The organism is Staphylococcus agnetis (assembly GCF_002901865.1).
Classification (GTDB): domain Bacteria; phylum Bacillota; class Bacilli; order Staphylococcales; family Staphylococcaceae; genus Staphylococcus; species Staphylococcus agnetis.
Genome location: NZ_PPQF01000025.1, coordinates 66,457 through 84,291 on the forward strand (window position 1 = coordinate 66,457; position 17,835 = coordinate 84,291).

Below are 17,835 nucleotides of genomic sequence, written 5' to 3' on the forward strand. Positions count from 1 at the left end.
TGAAGGCTCATTGATAAAGGTCAAGACGTTGAGTAAAGTTAACTTATGCTTATCTTGACATTCCTTTTAGTATGTTTAAAAAGTATGTGAGGCTTTGATTCATGTCGTCATCTCTTAAGATACCCATTAAACCTTTAATGGATGTACGTTGATTATCACTCGCTTGATGCGCCACACGTAATCCTTTGTTTAATTTGTTCATGAGAATTTTTAAATCATCCGGATTTAAGTCTCCTAATAAAAATGCCATTTGACCGATGTTATGAATTGCACCAGCATATTGGTCTTTATTAAGTTCAGTGACGACTTTTTCAGTGATAACGCCACGTTGTTTGATTGCACCTGTTAAAGCATCTAATATTTTAGCTTCATCTAATGCTTCCACGAGTTTAATCGCTTTTAAAATACTCTCACTATTTTCAGCAATGGCATCTGTCACTTTCGCAACTTGTTCTGCTTTGATTTCCGCTTCTGATTTTTCAATGCGTTTAATTTTAGAGATTCTTTCAGCCATTATTTCATCACCTGATCCCCTGGAAAGATGTAATCTGGTCTTTCCCATTTTTTCTCTACAGCAACACTATACTGTGGATGACGCTTTTGATTACGGAAGTTCGTCGGATTAAGTGGTGATTTACCACGCTTACTAAGTACTTCCATTCGGCAACAAGTCGATTTATACGCCGGTGTGTGTGTTTCTGGATCTGTTACACTACTTGTTAAATAGTTAATCGCGATCTCATTGCTATCATTAAGCGGCAAATAAATCTGTTTACCTTTTACACGGTCCGTAATGTGTACATGCCCCGTTGCTTCACCTGTTTCTGACGTTAATTTAACAGCCGCACCTTCATGGATATTGCGTTCTTGAGCAAGTTCTGGTGAAATTTCAATAAATGCTGTTGGCATTTTGTATTTTAAACCAGGCACTTTATACGTCATATTTCCTTCGTGGAAATGCTCGAGGACACGTCCATTATTAACATGTAAATCATACGTTTCATTCGTCTTGTAGAAGTTATCAAATTCTAATGGGAAGAATTTTGCTTTACCATTATCAAAGTTAAAACACTCTGTAAATAACAACGGTGAATCTGTACCGTCTGCCGCTACAGGCCATTGTAAGCTGTTGTATCCTTCTAAGCGTTCATATTTCACACCAGCAAACATCGGTGTTAAGCTTGATGCTTCATCCATAATTTCGGATGGATGTGAATAATTCCAATCAAATCCAAGTTCTTTAGCAATAAGTTGCGTAATTTGCCAGTCCGGTTTTGAATCACCGAGTGGTTCTAAAACTTGATATAAACGTTGGAAACGACGCTCTGTATTTGTAAATGTACCATCTTTTTCAAGAGAAGGACTTGCTGGTAATATTACATCCGCATATTCCGCAGTGAAAGTTAAAAATTCATCTTGAACGACTAGAAAATCAACTTTTTCTAATGCCGCTTGCACATAATTAATGTTTGAGTCGACGATACCCGTATCTTCACCCAGTATAAATAAACTGTGAACATCGCCAGCATGGATATGGTCCATCATTTGATGGTTATCATAACCCGGTTCACTTGGTAAAGTCACACCCCAAGCTTTTTCATAACGTGCACGTACTTCGTCATCAGCTACACCTTGATAACCTGGAAATTTATCTGGCATACTTCCAAAATCAGAACAGCCTTGAACATTGTTGTGACCACGCAATGGATAAGAACCCGCGCCTGGTTTCATATAATTACCTGTAGCAAGTAACATATTTGAAATTGCAGTACTCGTATCAGAACCTGTTTCTTGTTGCGTTACACCCATCGCCCAACATACGACAACTGAATTAACACTTACAATTTCTTTAGCTAAGTGAATCAAACGTTCTTTTGGAATGCCTGTCGTCTCCTCAGCAAATTCCATCGTATACGGCTCTAAAGATTCATAATACGCATCTGCATGATCAACCCATTTTTCAATAAATGCTTTATCGTGCCAATCATGATCGATGATATATTTTGTGACTGCAGATAACCATACTAAGTCCGTACCTGGATGTGGTTGGTAAAATTCATCTGCCCGTTCAGCCATTTCATGTTTACGAATATCAAACACATGCAATTTTTGTCCGAAAAGTTTGTGCGAACGTTTAATACGTGATGCAATAACTGGATGCGCTTCCGCTGTATTTGTACCAATCGTAATGACCATTTCTGCATTGCCGATATCATCTATAGATCCAGAATCTCCACCATGCCCTACAGTACGGAATAATCCTTTCGTCGCAGGCGCTTGGCAATAACGTGAACAGTTATCAATATTGTTTGTCCCAAATACTTGACGTGCAAGTTTTTGCATGAGATAGGATTCTTCATTCGTTGCTTTAGAAGACGAAATGAATGATAGCGCTTTCGAACCATGTTGTGTTTTAATGTCTTGCATGCGTTTAGCAACGTATGGAATCGCTTCGTCCCATTCCACTTCTTCAAAGTGATCACCACGACGAATTAAAGGTTTTGTTAAGCGCTCTTCGGAATTCACGTAATCCCAACCGAATTTCCCCTTCACACAAGAAGATATTTTATTCGCTGGTGAATCGTGAGATGGTTGAACTTTTAATATTTCTCGGTCCTTTGTCCAAACTTCAAAACTACAACCTACACCACAATATGTACATACTGTTTTTGTCTTCTTAATGCGTTCTTCACGCATTGCTGCTTCCGAATCAGATACTGCAAATAACGGTCCGTAGCCTGTTTCAGCTTTCTTCGTTAAATCAATCATCGATGCTAATGAACCTGGCTCAATATCTGTCATATAACCCGCTTTACCTACCATGTTATTTTCCATCATGGCATTACATGGACATACCGTTGCACATTGTCCGCAACCAACACATGATGATTCATTGATGGAAACGTCATTATCCCAAATCACTCGTGGTTGTTCACGTTCCCAGTCAATCGTTAATGTTTCGTTAACTTGAACGTCTTGACATACTTCTACACAACGTCCACATAATATACATTGATTAGGGTCGTAACGGTAGAATGGCCCAAAATCTACTTCATAAGGTTTCGGCTTATATTCATACGTCTGATGTTCAAGACCCCATTCGTCCATCGTATTATGAATTTCACAGTTGCCGTTATTATAATCACACACTGTACAATACAGTTGATGCTTTTCTAAAATACGATCTAACGCTTCTTTTTGTGAAGCTTGTACATTTTGACCTTGAGTATTCACGACCATTGAACGATCAATCGTAGTCCCACATGCACGTTCGATTTTGCCGTCGATTTCAACCGCGCACGTATCACATGTTTGTATCGGACCTAGTGATTCATTGTAACAAATGGAAGGTACAAATGTTTGTTGTTCTTTAATGAACGCAAGTAAGTTTTTACCTGGTTCTACAAGATAATCTTTACCATCTAATGTAACGATAAGATGTTCTTGCATAGTATCCCCCCTATAAAAACATTTTATATGCCTAAGATGCCCCCACATACTTAGTCACTTCTATTTTAAACTGTTTATGTCCAAATGTTAACCATTTACCATAATTTTAGCTAATGTTCACTATTCTAAAAAAATAAAATATTAATCATCTAGCTTTTTTAAATACGTAAACAACGCTAACTTATCGTCCCTAATGCTTCATGACTATCCGTTTTCTCATCAATCACAACACGAATGGCTATTTCAATCCCTTTAACCAAAGTATCTAGCGAAAGAGAAGGCGTACAATCACTTTTATCGATTTGTTCATGTGCGTATGGAAGATGAATAAATCCTGTTCGTACGTTTGGATACGTTGTATATGCTAGGTGTGCTAAAGCATACATAAAGTGATTGCAAACATAGGTGCCTGCACTGTTTGAAAGTGCGCTAGGGACGCCAGCTTCTCGCATTGCTTGAACCATTCTTTTAACAGGTAATTGTGAAAAATAAGCTGGAGGACCGTCTTTTAGGATGGGACGATCGATCGGTTGATACCCTTGATTATCAGGAATGACAGCATCATCGATATTAATTGCCACGCGTTCTGGTGTAATACACTTTCTACCACCCGCTTGTCCTAAACCAATGACCACATCACACGCGTTTCTCTCTAAATAGTGTCGCACTTTTTCCACACACAGATGAAAAGCTGTAGGCAATATAAGAACAGCTATTGAGTGTCCATTAATTGTCGGTGGTATTCGAGAAGCTACCATTGCTGACGGATTTGTTTCAGCCCCATGAAACGGCTCAAAAGCTGTGATGAGAATGTTCATAAAACTCACTCCTTTATCAATAATGACGATGGGTTATGACACTTTTTATCATATACTAAAAAACTCCGCCCACTATGGACGAAGTTTTCAAATTATATACCTAAATTATCTCGATAACTTTGAATGACTTCTTGTTTACTGTTTTCATCTGGAATAAAGTAATATAAGCCATCTTCTCCAGTCGTATCAGACCCTTTTAATTGGTGTTTAACGACATTATTATTACCTTCTTTGTAATTACTTCTGAATGTATTCAACTCACCTAAGGTCATATCTGTTGTGACATTTTTTCCGAGTTGATCCATTAAAGCGTTAAAATTTGTGATAGAGGATACACTTGTTAATTTATTCGCTAAACCTTGAAGCACAAGTTGTTGACGTTCTTGACGACCAAAGTCGCCACCAGCGCCTGACTCTTTACGACTTCTAATAAACGCCATTGCTTGATCACCGTCTAAGTGCACTTTTTGACCTTGGTTGTATTGTTGACCGTGTACGTTGAATGTGGCATTACTTACTACATCAATACCGCCTACCGTATCAATCGTATCTTTCAAGCCATCCATGTCTACTGTAGCATAGTGGTCAATTGGCACATTCATTAATTTTTCAAGTGATTTCACTGCCATATCTGGACCACCATATGCATACGCATGATTAATTTTCTCAGTTGTACCACGACCGACGATTTCTGCACGTGTATCCCTAGGAATACTAATGACTTCTGATGTCTTCTTATCTGGATTAATCGAAACTAACATAATCGTATCACTACGTTGACCATCGTGTTGTTGTTGACGTTTCGCATCAGAGTCAATTCCAAAAAGCGCAATCGAAATAGGTTCCCCTTTATTCATATCCACTTGACCAGACCGTAACGCTGAGTGTTCTCGTTTCAAAGGGTTATGAATCGCGTCACCTGTAACAAATATTTTAAACGCTAAATATGCGACAGCTATGATTGTTAAAATGAATAAGATTCCAATAATCCATAGTAAAGCTCTAACAATTGGATTTTTTCGTTTTTTTGATCGTTGGTAGTTCAAAGCGTTCCCACTCCATTCATTAAATTTGTTAACGCACTATCTTTAATCGTATATTAAACGTATCATATCCTAAATCGTAAATGTTTCAATCAGTCCTAAGACGCACTACTATTTATGATACCCACCATTAGATAAAAGTATATTTAAAACTTCATCGTGACATCCTGGATTACTTATAATAAAAGGACCTCCACGAACAAAATCAATGGCTTTATTATTAAAATCTGTCATTTTTAACCCTAATTCTGAAGCAAATAAGAATTGCGCTGCAATGTCCCAAGGTTTAGCATTTGTATGTATATGTGCACCAAACTGTCCAGTACAGACGCGAATAGAGTCTAAACCACATGCTCCTATGAGTCGGTAAGCAAACGAGGCATCTAATAAATCATGCATCGTTGCATCATTTAACACTTTATTATTAAATGAGACAATCAATTCACTTAAAGGCTGTGCTTGAACCTGTTCTAGTCGTTTATGATTCACAAAAGCACCTTCACCTTTTTTGGCATGATATAATGTTTGTCTTGGAAAATCATAGATATATGATAATGTAGGTGTTCCATCTACAAATAACGCCAAAATGATACAAAAGTCATTTTGTTGTTTGACTAAATTCGCAGTACCATCAATCGGATCCATCACCCATGTATAACCCTGCTTTAAATCTGTAGTGTCATGATGACTTTCTTCTCCATATAACTTATGATCTGGATATAAGTCTTTTATTAACCCTTCAAAATTAGATTCTAACGTTTGATCCACGTTTGTTACGAGGTCAAAACGATTCTTTTTCGTATCAGTCTGCATTTGTTTGATAAGTGAAGGAATGAGCAAATTTAATCCACGAAACCACGTCTTCACTTCATTATCAATGTCATTGATATCATATTGAGTCACCAAATTGATTCCCTCCTTCCACGGATTGCTTTTATTATACCCTCTATCGTAATTCAATACCAACCGTTATTAATATATTAATAAAATCAATTATATAAGTAATAAGTTCACGTAATTATCCGAACAAAAAAACCGATTGGATAAACCAACCGGCATAGAAAGGAAAGTAAGTAATAAATATTGAAGATGTTTAACTAGCCATAAGTACAACTTATCATGTCAAACTTTACTATCATAAGATAGTTTACCCCTCGTTTGATGATGCTGCACCATCCCCTAGTAGCTAATTTATACTATATCATAATTTTTTAAATAATGTAAGCGTTTTCTTACAATTTATTGAATTTTTTTATGGGTGACTCTTGTTTAATTTATGTTCCTTGATTTCAGTACGTTATGTGCGTATAAACCTTATTAATAAGTGTTCTATCATTTATGTGGTAAACTATTTATAAGATATAACACGATGCGGAGGTGTGGAGTGTGAATAAAGAAACGCGTCAGTCAAAAATAATTCAACTCATTCAAAAACAAAATCAAATATCTGCAGTCGAATTAGCTCGTAAACTTCAAGTTTCTAAAAGAACCATTCTTCGTGATATCCAAGAATTAGAAGCAAAAGGTGTTCAAATCTTAGCACATGCTGGTAAAAATGGTGGCTATAAAATTCAATCTCGTCCTCAAAATATTAAGCTTGATCTTACAGATGACGAAGTGATGGCCCTATATTTAATTTTGAATGAGCGCATACATCAAACGTCATTACCTTTTAAAAATGAAATACATCAACTCATTCAAAAATTAAAGCGGCAACCCAACACCGCGCTTCGCCGTCAATTAAAGGAATTGGACCAATATATTGTCTTTGAAGATGATACACACACGACACTCCCACCACTTTTTAAAAACATATTAATTTATTGTCATGAGCGCAAAGTTATGGGATTGTACTTTCATCCCTCAGTGCAACAACGTCAACAATTTGCAAATGTCGTCTTTATCGGATTACTTTGTAAAAATGCGGAATGGAAAGCGATCATCTATCATATCGGTGGAGATTATACTGAAATCATCGATATATCTTCAATTGATGACATTGATTACAGTTTCCATAAATCTATTCAAACGAATGATATTACGATTGCAAATTACCGTGATTATTTACAACATAATGCGTAAGCCAAAATATGGATCAGCCAACAAAGTTCATTTATGAATGCGTTTTGTTGGCTGTTTTAATTTATAGGATTGTTAACCCATCCCCTTATATGAAATAGAAGACACATTCTTAACGTCTATCAATCTTACATAGATTTAATGGAGCACTCACAGACGCTTTCACTTGAAATGAGTAATAAAATTGCGCTCTAACTGTAGCTTCATTTTTCAAAATATGACATATCAATTTAGCATATTGATACAATATGCAATAAAATTATTAAGGATATGAAAGGAGATGGCCACCCCTAAATTACGTCCACTCTTTATGTAAAGAAAAACTAAGGGAATGGCAATGATTAAATAATCAATAATTTCAATCCAATTCGATATTTCGATTAAATGCATCGCAGAAAACAGCACTATAGAAACGATGCTCATCACAATAAAATTAAGCTTCTTACCTAATTCACCGATTAAAATATGCCTAAAAAATATTTCTTCAACAATAGGCCCGGCAAATACAATTAATAGAAAGTTATATAATGTAAGCTCAGGTATGGATAACAATTGGTTAATCACTTGTTCATTTTGAGTTGTTTCTGTCGTGTATATATTTGGAAATAGGTCTTTCACCCAACCATAAGCCCAAGCCACTCCAAAAGTAACTATATAAGCGCAAATGATCCATAGCCAATAACATTTCAACCCATTCCACCACTGTCGCATCCACGTTTTGAATAAGTCGATGTTAAGGCACAAAAAGGCAGTAATGACTAGGATATAGGTGAACAATTGCGTAAGAACGTTAATTTCATCTATTCCAATGAGCGTAAAGTTTTCTATAAGAAGTGCTTCTTCAAAAATTGCCTTAGTAAAAACGATATAAATTATAGTACCGATAAATGTGACTATGATGATTGGCACCAGACTAAAATCACGCCATCTGATATCTCGCCAACGATATTTCTCCATACATACCTCCCAAATTCTAAAATTTTATATCAATATGGTCATTATAAATACCAATATGTTATAATCCTATATAAAATTTGAAAGGAAAACAACTATGCATCAATACAATGTTCCAAAATACTCCGAAGCTATTCTATTTTTAAATGACTGTCATAAAATGGCACTTTCTTTTCAACTGCTCTACAGAGAAAAGCCTGAAGATGCACATGACCTCTTGCATACGTTACACGCTACTTTAACAACAGCCTACAAACATTTACCCCCTCCACAGTCGACTTCATCTCCTTCGTATGACTATGCAACATTTTACCAATGTATTCACCATTTATATCACAACCCCTTAACACGTATCGATATAGGAAATCAAATGTGTGTGACACAAAATTATATAGATCACATCTTACACGCAAAATCGCACCTCCAAACCTAAAAATTAAAAATGTAAGCGTTTTAATCTCTTTTCATATATAATTAATTTAACACTATCTCTTTTACAATGAAGGAGGTTTAACGATGTTAGGATTTTCTGTTTATCTTGGTACACCGCTGAATGTAAACAATATATCACAAATGATAGCGCTTGGTTATGATACCGTGTTTACCTCTCTCCAAATACCCGAAGAATTACATATCGCACCACAATTTGAAGCGCTATTATCACAATTATCTCATCATGATATCACACTCATTATAGACACGAATGAATCGAATATTACATCACAGCTTTTTTCGCAACTCGCTAAATATCCCTCAATAGAATACGTCATTCGTATTGACGAAGGGACTTCCCTTTCATTAGTGAACGCCATTATACAACACGCACATAAGTGTTGTATCAATGCAAGTACGGTTTCTGAGCACTTTTTAAATATCATAAGCTCACATCCACGAATTCAACCTCATCTCATTTATTTGCATAACTATTATCCACGACCTGACACCGGATTGAGTCGCTCTTTTTTACAAGATCAAAATATACGCATACGCAACTATCATACCGACGCTCAAATATTAGCTTTTATTCCAGGGGAGACATATCGTGCACCCCTCTATAAAGGTTTACCGACTTTAGAATGTACTAGACATTGTCATCCTTGTCTTGCCGCACTCACATTAAAGGCTTTAAATATTGATGGCATCATTATCGGTGACCTATCTGTATCTACAAGAACTGCACAACGTTTAGTTCAAATGATTCAACATAATCATTTTATTTTACCGTGTCACCTTGTTAGTGGTGTAGATGACGCATTAATTTTAAAAACACACCAATCTAGACCTGATTGCGCGGCACATGTCATTCGTTCCCAATTTTCTCGCCAACATGTGGACGCATCTATCCCACCTTTCAACATTGAACCTAGAGCTAAAGGCACCATCACGATTGATAATGAACGTAATGGCCGTTATATGGGGGAACTCCAAATTACAAAAATCAATTTAAAACCGCATCCGCATGTTAATGTTGTAGGCACGCTTACTAAAGAAGGTTTACCTTATTTAAATTATTTCGACGCGTCAACTACATTTACATTTGTTTTAGCGGAGGAGGATGAGTGATGAACCAAAAAATAACAGAACAAAGTAATCCAAAATCATTACATTTAGATGAAATGTCTACAATTGACATACTCCAACTCATGAATGAAGAGGATCAAAGGTTAACTACAATTATCGGTCAACATTTACATGAAATCGAACGTGTCATCGCATTGACGACGAAAGTTTACCAAAATGGGGGGAAGGTCATCTATATAGGTGCGGGTACGAGTGGACGTCTAGGTGTTCTCGATGCAGCTGAATTAATCCCAACATTTAACGCAGACCCCAACCGTTATTTCGGATTAATAGCAGGCGGATTCGAAGCAATGACACGTGCGATTGAAGGTGCTGAAGATTTAAAAACACAAGGTGCTCAAGATTTAAAAAATGTAAACTTAACTTCTCAAGACGTTGTTATTGGTATAGCTGCGAGCGGTAGTACACCTTATGTATTAGGCGCATTAACTTATGCACAAAATATCCAATGTCATACAGTTGCATTAAGTTGTAATCATAACACGCCTATTAGCAAGCATGCTGACATCCCTATTGAGATAGCAGTTGGTCCAGAAATCGTAACAGGCTCTACGCGATTAAAAGCGGGATCCGTTCAAAAAATGATTTTAAATATGATTTCAACTATAACAATGGTTCGCGTTGGAAAAGTTTATAACAATTTAATGATTGATGTTCAAGCAACGAATGATAAACTCATCGATCGTGCGCTTCATATGATTCAAATGATTACTGGTTTAGATACTCTTGAAAGTAAAGCATTATATGAGGCGGCTCATCATCAGGTCAAAACTGCGATTGTTATGCATTTTAAAGAGATGCGTTTTGACGACGCAGAACACTGCCTTAAACTTCATCATGGCGTCGTGAAGGATGTATTGAAATCAAAAAACTTGTAAGGGGATGTGTCATATGCAAAAAGAAAAAGTACTTGCTGAACAATTGATATTACATGTCGGAGGCGTGGACAACATTCGCTCTATCATCCACTGCATGACGCGCATTCGATTAGATATTCGGGATAGTGATAAAGTAGATAAAGTTGCGATTAAAGCCACTGAAGGCGTGCTTGGCATCGTTGAGGATGAAAGATTGCAAATTGTTGTTGGCCCTGGTGTCGTCAATAAAGTTGCAAGTCATATGGCTAACATGACAGGTGTAAAACTTGGAGAAGAGATTCCTCAGGGCAACGCTCAATCGCTTGAAGCACATACGAAAGCTAAATACCAGTCCAAACCTAACCTGTTTAAACGCATTGCCAAAACCATTGCTAATATTTTTATTCCTTTAATTCCCGCTTTTGTCGGCGCCGGATTAATAGGTGGCATTGCAGCAATTCTCAATAATTTACTAAGTGCAGGTACAATTGAAGCAACATGGATTAAACAATTAGCACTCGTTTTCGATATTATTAAAAATGGAATGCTCGCTTATTTAGCAATCTTTACAGGATTTAATGCCGCTCGAGAGTTCAATGCTACACCAGGATTAGGCGGCGTCATTGGTGGTACGACGTTGCTAACAGGTATGTCTCCCGAGAACCCATTGCCTAACATCTTTACAGGCGAAGGGTTATTAGCTGGTCAAGGCGGTATCATTGGGGTCATTCTAGCTGTATGGGTTTTAAGTCTCATCGAACGACAATTACACAAAATTGTCCCTAATGCTGTAGATATCATCGTAACACCAACCCTTACATTACTCATTGTAGGTCTATTAACCATTTTCATTTTGATGCCTATCGCAGGTTGGATTTCAGATGGTCTTGTAGGCGTTGTGAATGGCGTCATTAATCATGGCGGAATATTTAGCGGTTTCATTTTTGGCACTTTTTTCTTACCGCTTGTGATGTTTGGCTTACATCATATATTTACACCCATTCATATTGAAATGATTAATCAATCTGGTGCCACATACCTTTTACCGATTGCAGCAATGGCAGGTGCTGGACAAGTGGGTGCATGTTTAGCATTGTGGTGTAAAAGTAAACGCAATCCTTTACTGAGAGATGTATTAAAAGGTGCATTACCTGTAGGGTTCTTAGGGATCGGAGAACCCCTTATTTACGGGGTCACTTTACCACTTGTAAGACCGTTCTTCACTGCTTGTATTGCTGGTGGTATTGGAGGTGCCGTTATAAGTGGCATTGGTCATATTGGGGCAAGTGCAATTGGTCCTAGCGGGCTTTCTCTCTTACCACTCATTACACACAACATGTTTTTAGGCTATTTAGCAGGTTTACTTGCTGCTTATGTGAGTGGATTTATACTTACATTTTTATTTGGTTCACCTAAACCACTTATCGATCAATTTGGTAAATAATAAAATACAAAAGACCCTCAAAATTTGTTAAACAACTTAATTTTGAGGGTCTCTTGTATTGACATTAAACGTTTCAAATCAAACGTTAACGTATTATAGTTTAAATTCCTCTTTACTTAATTTATGGTAACCTCTCATAAAGAAGAAGAGCGCCATAAATCCTAAAAATACAAATCCAATAATGACAGAAACACGTGTTTCAGCATTGATGACCATTCCAATTAAAACGAGCATAAAAAATGCAATCGTTAAGTAGTTAGAAAACGGAGCAAATGGCATTTTGAAAGGATGATCTTGAATTTTTTCAGGATATTTTCTTCTGAATTGAATATGACTGAATAAAATCATAAACCATGGAATCATACCTGGTAAAATTGAGGCACTATATACATAAACGAATATATTCTCTGCACCATCAATGATTAAAGGTAAAACAATATTTAAAATAACGCCAATGAAAATACCAATTGACACAGCAATAACCGTATAGAAAGGTACCCCATTTTTCATAACACGTGTAAAGATTTTTGGTAAGTGACCATGTTGCGCTAACGTATATATCATACGACTTGAGCTGAAAATACCCGCATTACAACCTGACATTGCTGCTGTTATCACGACAAAGTTAATTAAACCAGCTGCAATCGTAATACCAACTTTAGAGAAAGTTGCGACAAATGGACTACCAAGATCTTGAAGCTGATTCCAAGGATAAACTGTAACGATAACAAAAATAGCACCAATATAGAATATTAATATACGCCAAATGACTCCATTCACTGCACGTTTAATGTTCTTTTGAGGGTCTTTTGTTTCCCCAGCAGTAATCCCTATTAATTCAACACCTTGATAAGAACCAATGACAATTGATAATGCAAAGAAGAATCCCATGATTCCATTTGGTAAAAAGCCACCATGTGCCCATAAATTGCTTAAACCAATTGGATTCCCTCCATTACCTAATCCAAAGAATATTAAACCGAAACCGGCAATAATCATTAAAATAATTGTGACAATTTTGATTGTAGCAAACCAGAATTCAAATTCTCCAAATGCTTTTACAGATACTGCATTAGCTGCAGCAAGTAAAATAACAACGATAACACCTGGTATCCATGTGGGTAACTCGGGCCACCAAAAATTCATATATTCACCGACCGCTATAACTTCAGACATCCCAACTACAATCCATTGGAATATATTTGCCCATGATGTAACATAGCCTGCAACAGGATGTATGTAATCCGTGGCATAGTTTGCAAATGATCCTGTTGTCGGATATAAGTAAACCATTTCACCCATCGCACGCATTACTAAAAATAGAAAAATTCCGGCAATTAAGTATGCGAAAATAACAGCAGGTCCTGTCCATTTAATTGTGCTCGATGCCCCCATGAATAGGCCTACACCGATTGTACCGCCAAGTGCGATCATCTGGATTTGTCTCGAACTTAGCCCTCTGTGTAACTCTTGATTATCTTTCATGATAACTCCCCATCTCCTTAATATTATAAGGGTTTTCTAATTTTCCATCATGACGCTATTATACTACAATTTCAAAAACTGAAAAGTGTATTTTTTAAAATTTTGTAAGTGCTTTCATAAAATATATTGCATTTTTCACCTAAAAACAATTGTGCTAGGCGACCAACCTTTGTCCCTTTAAAGCGTTATGAAAACGCTTTTATAAAATATTATTCACTTGCACAACATCATAACCTAAAGCAATTGCTAAAAATTATTTGTGATTATATTCACAAATATAGTTGCACCCTTTATAATGTAGAAGTATATCTTATAAAGGAGTGCATGTCATGGAGGATCGAAATATTAAATGGGATAAAATTTTTTATGGACGAACATGGATTGCGAATATTATAGATACCATTCAAACGAAAGACATTTTAGAAAGTTTTTATTTTAAACGGTATTTACTACGTGCAATGATGGCTGGTTTCATCATTAGCATTATTAGTGTATTTGTATTAATGGTAAAAACGACGTTTGCGCCTGACTTAGGCCCCGGCATTGTAAGTATGATTAGTGCGATAACATTTAGTTTTGCACTCGTATTGATACTGTTCACCAATTCTGAACTACTCACGAGTAACTTTATGTATTTTACTGTAGGTTTATATTATAGACTCATAAAACCTTACCGCGTCGGTCATATCTTTATGTTATGTTTTATTGGCAATGTGGTAGGTGCGTTTGTGCTATTCAGTTTAATGCGCGCAAGTGATGTGATGACACCAGAGATGGTCACTTTACTCGACAAAATTATAGCGACAAAAATTCATGATTATACATTTCATAATATTTTGGTACGTGCTATTTTCGCTAACTTTTTTATAAATATTACCTTAGTCATTGCGATGCAAATAGATGATATATTAGCTAAAATGTTTGTAATGATGTTCGGAGTTACGATTTTTGCATTTATGGGCTATGAGCATGTCATTTATAATGCCTGTCTCTTTGCTGCTGGTGTCCTTTATAATATCGAGCATATGGCATTATGGCCAATTGCAAAAAATATCATCGCCGCATTTATTGGTAATTACATTGGTGGCGGACTCATTATCGGGTTATTTTATGCCTATTTAAATGATCATGGTCAATTTAAAGCACATCGTTTTAAATAAATTGCGGTCACTCTATGTTATAATGAACAAAAAATCCAATGAAGGAGTTCATTATGGAAAAAAGTCGCTTCGTACGCGGTGCGATAACCGCCATCTTAATAGGTATCATATTTTATATCGTAAATATGATTCAAAATCAGAGTGACGTCGGTAGCTTGCTGTTACGTACACTATTATTTATATGTATTTTTTATATTCTATATATAGTACTTTTTAGCATCTTAAATTCGGATCAACGTAAACGTCAATATGGCCCTCCGCTAATCATTTGTTTAATTTTAGGCCTATTAATAGGAAATATGATTCAGTTTCCACTTGCTGGCTTTGCTATTGGCTTGCTACTTGCATTACTTATTGGCTATTTCATTGGATGGTTTAAAAGGAGAAATTGATGATGTCCACACAAACAATTGGCATTTTAATCATTGTCATACTTTTACTCAGTTTTATTCCGAATATATATCTGTTATATAAAAGTAAACAACAACATACACCATCGACACGCTATGCATTAATGGTTGGTGTAGATGCAATCTTACTTGTACTTGTAATCACTGCACTTGTTCTTTTAACTTAAATATATGAAAGCCTTCAAAAATCGTAATATCTACGACTTTTGAAGGCTATTTTTATATTTTCCCTTGTAATAAGAAGTAATATGCTAATGTTGCACCTATGGCATATAGAATTAGCCCTATCAAACATGAAGTGACGTGCACTTGCATTGGTATATGACGTTGAAATTTAGGGGCGAGCACTAAGTTCCCAAAAACAATGATAAGTGGCGCAACAATAAAGAATAAAATCATTTCAACACTCATTTTAAGCCACCTTGAAAATAACGTTCTATAATTTTTGATAAATGAATATCTTTATCCAATAACGTAATTTGGGAAAAATCACTCACTTCTGTCATAGGATTGGTATTCACGATGACATCTAAACCAGCTGTAGCTGCCGCTGTTGCCCCATTAACCGAATCTTCAATCGCTAAACAATATGTCGGACTAAAATTCAACGCTTGCACAGCGCTTAAATATAACTCCGGATCAGGCTTCACATCTGATACATCTTCTCTTCCTTTTATCACACTGATATACGGTTGGATACCCAGTTCTTCTACTAAAGGTGCAATATCAGCACGTGCACTGCTTGTAGCAATGGCCATTGGAATGTGTCGTGCGTGAAGCTGTTCCATTAACGTTTGAATCCCCGGTCTCAGTGGTAGTTGACCTGCATGACTATGATGCGCTTTATAAATCTCTCTAACTTTTTGCTCACCAAAAACATCAATTAAATGTTGATGTAAAGCAAGCGCGCGTCCCCCGATATTTGCTCTATAAAAGTCCAATGTTACCGGTGACGCGTTAGCTTCAATTAAATGTGTATTGATCACTTCATAAAGATGTTGTTCTGTATCTATAATCGTACCATCAAAATCAAAAATGACTGCTCGATACATGTTGTGCCTCCTTGAAAACCATTTACATTCAGTGTAGCAAATCTCAACCTATGATTCACGTCTCACTAAAATCCAGGCTCTACTGTCGCAAATTCATAAGTGATAAAATTTTGTCTATAATACAACGATTCAAACCATTGTCGATTGATTACACCTGAATGTTGATGAGGTAAGTGGTCATGTATGTCCAATATCGTAGGCATATCCGCTTTTTTTATTGCAAAGGCGTGATGATGCACATACCCTTTTCCAGGTCTCACTTGAGGACCATCTTGTTGTATTAATACAATATCACTGTAAAACCCTTCCTCATTGAGCGTATAAATAGTCTCTTCAAAATCTTCACGTTTACGATATCCTAAATGTGCCGTGAGATAATGAGCTGTTGATGCGATATCCTCCACGTGTATTTCGATTGGCCCCATACCCAAAATCGTTGCAGCCGTAGTCGAAGTTTCTTCATTAGTTATATGCCAATGCGCCGGTAACTTGTAACCTTCATTTGCTATCATGACGAAAGATAGCGTTTCTGGATCATCGAAATAAAGCGCATCTTGATGTAAATATATTCCACGTTGTGTTGATATACCATGTTTTTCTAATTTAACCTCAAATAAATCTAACATGTTACGATCCTGTACTAAGAGTCCTATACGCGCAATCATATTCGTGCCTTTATACACTGTTCCAGCTAATGGAATTTCAAAAAAAGTTAATAACGTTCCTGGATCACCGCTAGCATTACCATAAAAAATATGCGGCATGGTTTCATTATCTTGATTAACGGTTTCTTTAATTAAATCGAGTCCTAATAAGTCTAAATAAAACGCTTTGTTACGTGTGATATTTTTTGTGTACATGGATATATGATGGTGACCTATAATTTTAGACAAACGACTCACTCCTTTCATCTTCAACCATAGTATACTTTTTATATCCTTGTCACGCTATGATTTTACATTAACATCACGAAACATACGAGTCCTATCAAAATAATTGAACAAGGAAATGCAATGGTTTGAAACAAGCGAATTTTACGCATCGATAACTGAGATTTAAGCAAGCATGTTTCAATCAAAAAATTAAATAACGTAATAACAAACGTTAATACGATTAATAACGCAACGCCATTATCATATTGGTTCACAAATCCTACTGAAAGCATCATCATCGTAATGAAAAGCGTGAAGGTAATAAAATAGTTTTGTAATATTTTAGTCACCATATTCTCAAACCCTTTCACGTTTTAATAAAATTTACTATTAATTTAAAAATATTTTCGCACAACCTAATTCAAATGTAAAGAAGCCCGAAATGAACGGTGGTGAAAAACAAATTGTTTTAATTTTTTGTTCTTAACACCTCGCTTTTCTGGAAGCAATCAAAGTCATGTTTTCATTTCTCATACAAACACCCCAATAAAGTTTTCACTTTTTAAGTGTCCACTTTATTGGGGCATATCTTGTTTAGTTGAGTTTTGAGATATACAAAATCGTTATGTC

At 36.2% G+C, this 17,835-nt stretch carries 18 protein-coding genes; 7 read left to right on the plus strand and 11 right to left on the minus strand.

Annotated features, from left to right (window positions below; translation table 11 throughout):
- Nucleotides 1-49: 49 nt before the first annotated feature.
- From CD172_RS04775 to CD172_RS04795, 5 genes are all read right to left on the minus strand, one after another.
- Nucleotides 50-514, minus strand: coding sequence for a helical membrane plugin domain-containing protein (locus tag CD172_RS04775; RefSeq protein ID WP_103345614.1), 465 nt, complete (start codon nucleotides 512-514; stop codon nucleotides 50-52).
- Entirely contained in the window at nucleotides 514-3,450 is a 2,937-nt protein-coding gene (gene fdhF, locus CD172_RS04780; protein ID WP_103345615.1) for a formate dehydrogenase subunit alpha, read from the minus strand. The genes CD172_RS04775 and fdhF overlap by 1 nt, the downstream gene beginning before the upstream one ends.
- Nucleotides 3,451-3,626: 176 nt before the next feature.
- Nucleotides 3,627-4,268 carry a pyroglutamyl-peptidase I gene (gene pcp / locus CD172_RS04785; RefSeq protein WP_103345616.1) on the minus strand — a complete coding sequence of 214 codons (642 nt, stop codon included), beginning with the start codon at nucleotides 4,266-4,268 and terminating at the stop codon, nucleotides 3,627-3,629.
- A 92-nt stretch (nucleotides 4,269-4,360) separates the two neighbouring features.
- Nucleotides 4,361-5,314, minus strand: a complete 954-nt coding sequence (locus CD172_RS04790) for an LCP family glycopolymer transferase (RefSeq protein ID WP_060551657.1) — start codon at nucleotides 5,312-5,314, stop codon at nucleotides 4,361-4,363.
- Nucleotides 5,315-5,422: 108 nt separating this feature from the next.
- Complete coding sequence (locus CD172_RS04795) at nucleotides 5,423-6,199, minus strand: inositol monophosphatase family protein (protein ID WP_404829335.1); 777 nt, start codon at nucleotides 6,197-6,199, stop codon at nucleotides 5,423-5,425.
- 498 nt (nucleotides 6,200-6,697) lie between these two features.
- Here CD172_RS04795 and CD172_RS04800 point away from each other — a divergent pair, with 498 nt between their 5' ends.
- Complete coding sequence (locus CD172_RS04800; protein WP_060551659.1) at nucleotides 6,698-7,393, plus strand: helix-turn-helix transcriptional regulator; 696 nt, start codon at nucleotides 6,698-6,700, stop codon at nucleotides 7,391-7,393.
- A 222-nt stretch (nucleotides 7,394-7,615) separates the two neighbouring features.
- Here CD172_RS04800 and CD172_RS04805 read toward each other — a convergent pair whose 3' ends face one another.
- The gene (locus tag CD172_RS04805; protein WP_103345618.1) at nucleotides 7,616-8,347 is read right to left on the minus strand and encodes a CPBP family intramembrane glutamic endopeptidase; all 732 of its coding nucleotides are present in this window, start codon (nucleotides 8,345-8,347) and stop codon (nucleotides 7,616-7,618) included.
- A 513-nt stretch (nucleotides 8,348-8,860) separates the two neighbouring features.
- On the opposite strand from CD172_RS04805, the gene CD172_RS04810 reads away from it, so the two are divergent.
- The 3 genes from CD172_RS04810 to CD172_RS04820 are packed head-to-tail and all read left to right on the plus strand — an operon-like array spanning nucleotide 8,861 to nucleotide 12,226.
- Nucleotides 8,861-9,907 carry a MupG family TIM beta-alpha barrel fold protein gene (locus CD172_RS04810; RefSeq protein ID WP_103345619.1) on the plus strand — a complete coding sequence of 349 codons (1,047 nt, stop codon included), beginning with the start codon at nucleotides 8,861-8,863 and terminating at the stop codon, nucleotides 9,905-9,907.
- Nucleotides 9,907-10,803, plus strand: a complete 897-nt coding sequence (gene murQ / locus CD172_RS04815) for an N-acetylmuramic acid 6-phosphate etherase (RefSeq protein WP_103345620.1) — start codon at nucleotides 9,907-9,909, stop codon at nucleotides 10,801-10,803. The genes CD172_RS04810 and murQ overlap by 1 nt, the downstream gene beginning before the upstream one ends.
- Nucleotides 10,804-10,816: 13 nt before the next feature.
- Nucleotides 10,817-12,226 carry a PTS transporter subunit EIIC gene (locus CD172_RS04820; protein ID WP_103345621.1) on the plus strand — a complete coding sequence of 470 codons (1,410 nt, stop codon included), beginning with the start codon at nucleotides 10,817-10,819 and terminating at the stop codon, nucleotides 12,224-12,226.
- Nucleotides 12,227-12,319: 93 nt separating this feature from the next.
- On the opposite strand, the gene CD172_RS04825 is transcribed toward CD172_RS04820, so the two are convergent.
- Nucleotides 12,320-13,711: an amino acid permease gene (locus CD172_RS04825; protein ID WP_037566646.1), complete on the minus strand. Its 1,392-nt coding sequence runs from the start codon at nucleotides 13,709-13,711 to the stop codon at nucleotides 12,320-12,322.
- 329 nt (nucleotides 13,712-14,040) lie between these two features.
- Here CD172_RS04825 and CD172_RS04830 point away from each other — a divergent pair, with 329 nt between their 5' ends.
- The 3 genes from CD172_RS04830 to CD172_RS04840 are packed head-to-tail and all read left to right on the plus strand — an operon-like array spanning nucleotide 14,041 to nucleotide 15,448.
- Complete coding sequence (locus tag CD172_RS04830) at nucleotides 14,041-14,871, plus strand: formate/nitrite transporter family protein (protein ID WP_060551665.1); 831 nt, start codon at nucleotides 14,041-14,043, stop codon at nucleotides 14,869-14,871.
- Nucleotides 14,872-14,924: 53 nt separating this feature from the next.
- The gene (locus CD172_RS04835; RefSeq protein WP_060551666.1) at nucleotides 14,925-15,263 is read left to right on the plus strand and encodes a hypothetical protein; all 339 of its coding nucleotides are present in this window, start codon (nucleotides 14,925-14,927) and stop codon (nucleotides 15,261-15,263) included.
- 2 nt (nucleotides 15,264-15,265) lie between these two features.
- Entirely contained in the window at nucleotides 15,266-15,448 is a 183-nt protein-coding gene (locus tag CD172_RS04840; protein WP_103345622.1) for a hypothetical protein, read from the plus strand.
- 52 nt (nucleotides 15,449-15,500) lie between these two features.
- Here CD172_RS04840 and CD172_RS04845 read toward each other — a convergent pair whose 3' ends face one another.
- From CD172_RS04845 to CD172_RS04860, 4 genes are all read right to left on the minus strand, one after another.
- Entirely contained in the window at nucleotides 15,501-15,692 is a 192-nt protein-coding gene (locus CD172_RS04845) for a hypothetical protein (protein ID WP_060551668.1), read from the minus strand.
- A complete protein-coding gene (locus CD172_RS04850; protein ID WP_103345623.1) occupies nucleotides 15,689-16,333 on the minus strand; it encodes an HAD-IA family hydrolase in 645 nt (214 codons plus the stop codon). Before CD172_RS04850 ends, CD172_RS04845 begins: the two co-directional genes overlap by 4 nt.
- A 65-nt stretch (nucleotides 16,334-16,398) precedes the next feature.
- Nucleotides 16,399-17,226 (minus strand): VOC family protein, encoded by an 828-nt coding sequence (locus CD172_RS04855; protein WP_225906109.1) that lies wholly within the window; start codon nucleotides 17,224-17,226, stop codon nucleotides 16,399-16,401.
- Between the two features lie 62 nt (nucleotides 17,227-17,288).
- On the minus strand, nucleotides 17,289-17,558 hold the full coding sequence (locus CD172_RS04860; RefSeq protein ID WP_060551671.1) for a hypothetical protein: 270 nt from the start codon (nucleotides 17,556-17,558) through the stop codon (nucleotides 17,289-17,291).
- Nucleotides 17,559-17,835: the final 277 nt, after the last annotated feature.

What these genes read in the sequence shown, in the direction of transcription:
- CD172_RS04775 (WP_103345614.1), bottom strand. Translation starts at nt 514, where the DNA reads ATGGCTGAAAGAATCTCTAAAATTAAACGCATTGAAAAATCAGAAGCG.
- fdhF (WP_103345615.1), bottom strand. Translation starts at nt 3,450, where the DNA reads ATGCAAGAACATCTTATCGTTACATTAGATGGTAAAGATTATCTTGTA.
- pcp (WP_103345616.1), bottom strand. Translation starts at nt 4,268, where the DNA reads ATGAACATTCTCATCACAGCTTTTGAGCCGTTTCATGGGGCTGAAACA.
- CD172_RS04805 (WP_103345618.1), bottom strand. Translation starts at nt 8,347, where the DNA reads ATGGAGAAATATCGTTGGCGAGATATCAGATGGCGTGATTTTAGTCTG.
- CD172_RS04810 (WP_103345619.1), top strand. Translation starts at nt 8,861, where the DNA reads ATGTTAGGATTTTCTGTTTATCTTGGTACACCGCTGAATGTAAACAAT.
- murQ (WP_103345620.1), top strand. Translation starts at nt 9,907, where the DNA reads ATGAACCAAAAAATAACAGAACAAAGTAATCCAAAATCATTACATTTA.
- CD172_RS04820 (WP_103345621.1), top strand. Translation starts at nt 10,817, where the DNA reads ATGCAAAAAGAAAAAGTACTTGCTGAACAATTGATATTACATGTCGGA.
- CD172_RS04825 (WP_037566646.1), bottom strand. Translation starts at nt 13,711, where the DNA reads ATGAAAGATAATCAAGAGTTACACAGAGGGCTAAGTTCGAGACAAATC.
- CD172_RS04830 (WP_060551665.1), top strand. Translation starts at nt 14,041, where the DNA reads ATGGAGGATCGAAATATTAAATGGGATAAAATTTTTTATGGACGAACA.
- CD172_RS04835 (WP_060551666.1), top strand. Translation starts at nt 14,925, where the DNA reads ATGGAAAAAAGTCGCTTCGTACGCGGTGCGATAACCGCCATCTTAATA.
- CD172_RS04840 (WP_103345622.1), top strand. Translation starts at nt 15,266, where the DNA reads ATGTCCACACAAACAATTGGCATTTTAATCATTGTCATACTTTTACTC.
- CD172_RS04845 (WP_060551668.1), bottom strand. Translation starts at nt 15,692, where the DNA reads ATGAGTGTTGAAATGATTTTATTCTTTATTGTTGCGCCACTTATCATT.
- CD172_RS04850 (WP_103345623.1), bottom strand. Translation starts at nt 16,333, where the DNA reads ATGTATCGAGCAGTCATTTTTGATTTTGATGGTACGATTATAGATACA.
- CD172_RS04860 (WP_060551671.1), bottom strand. Translation starts at nt 17,558, where the DNA reads ATGGTGACTAAAATATTACAAAACTATTTTATTACCTTCACGCTTTTC.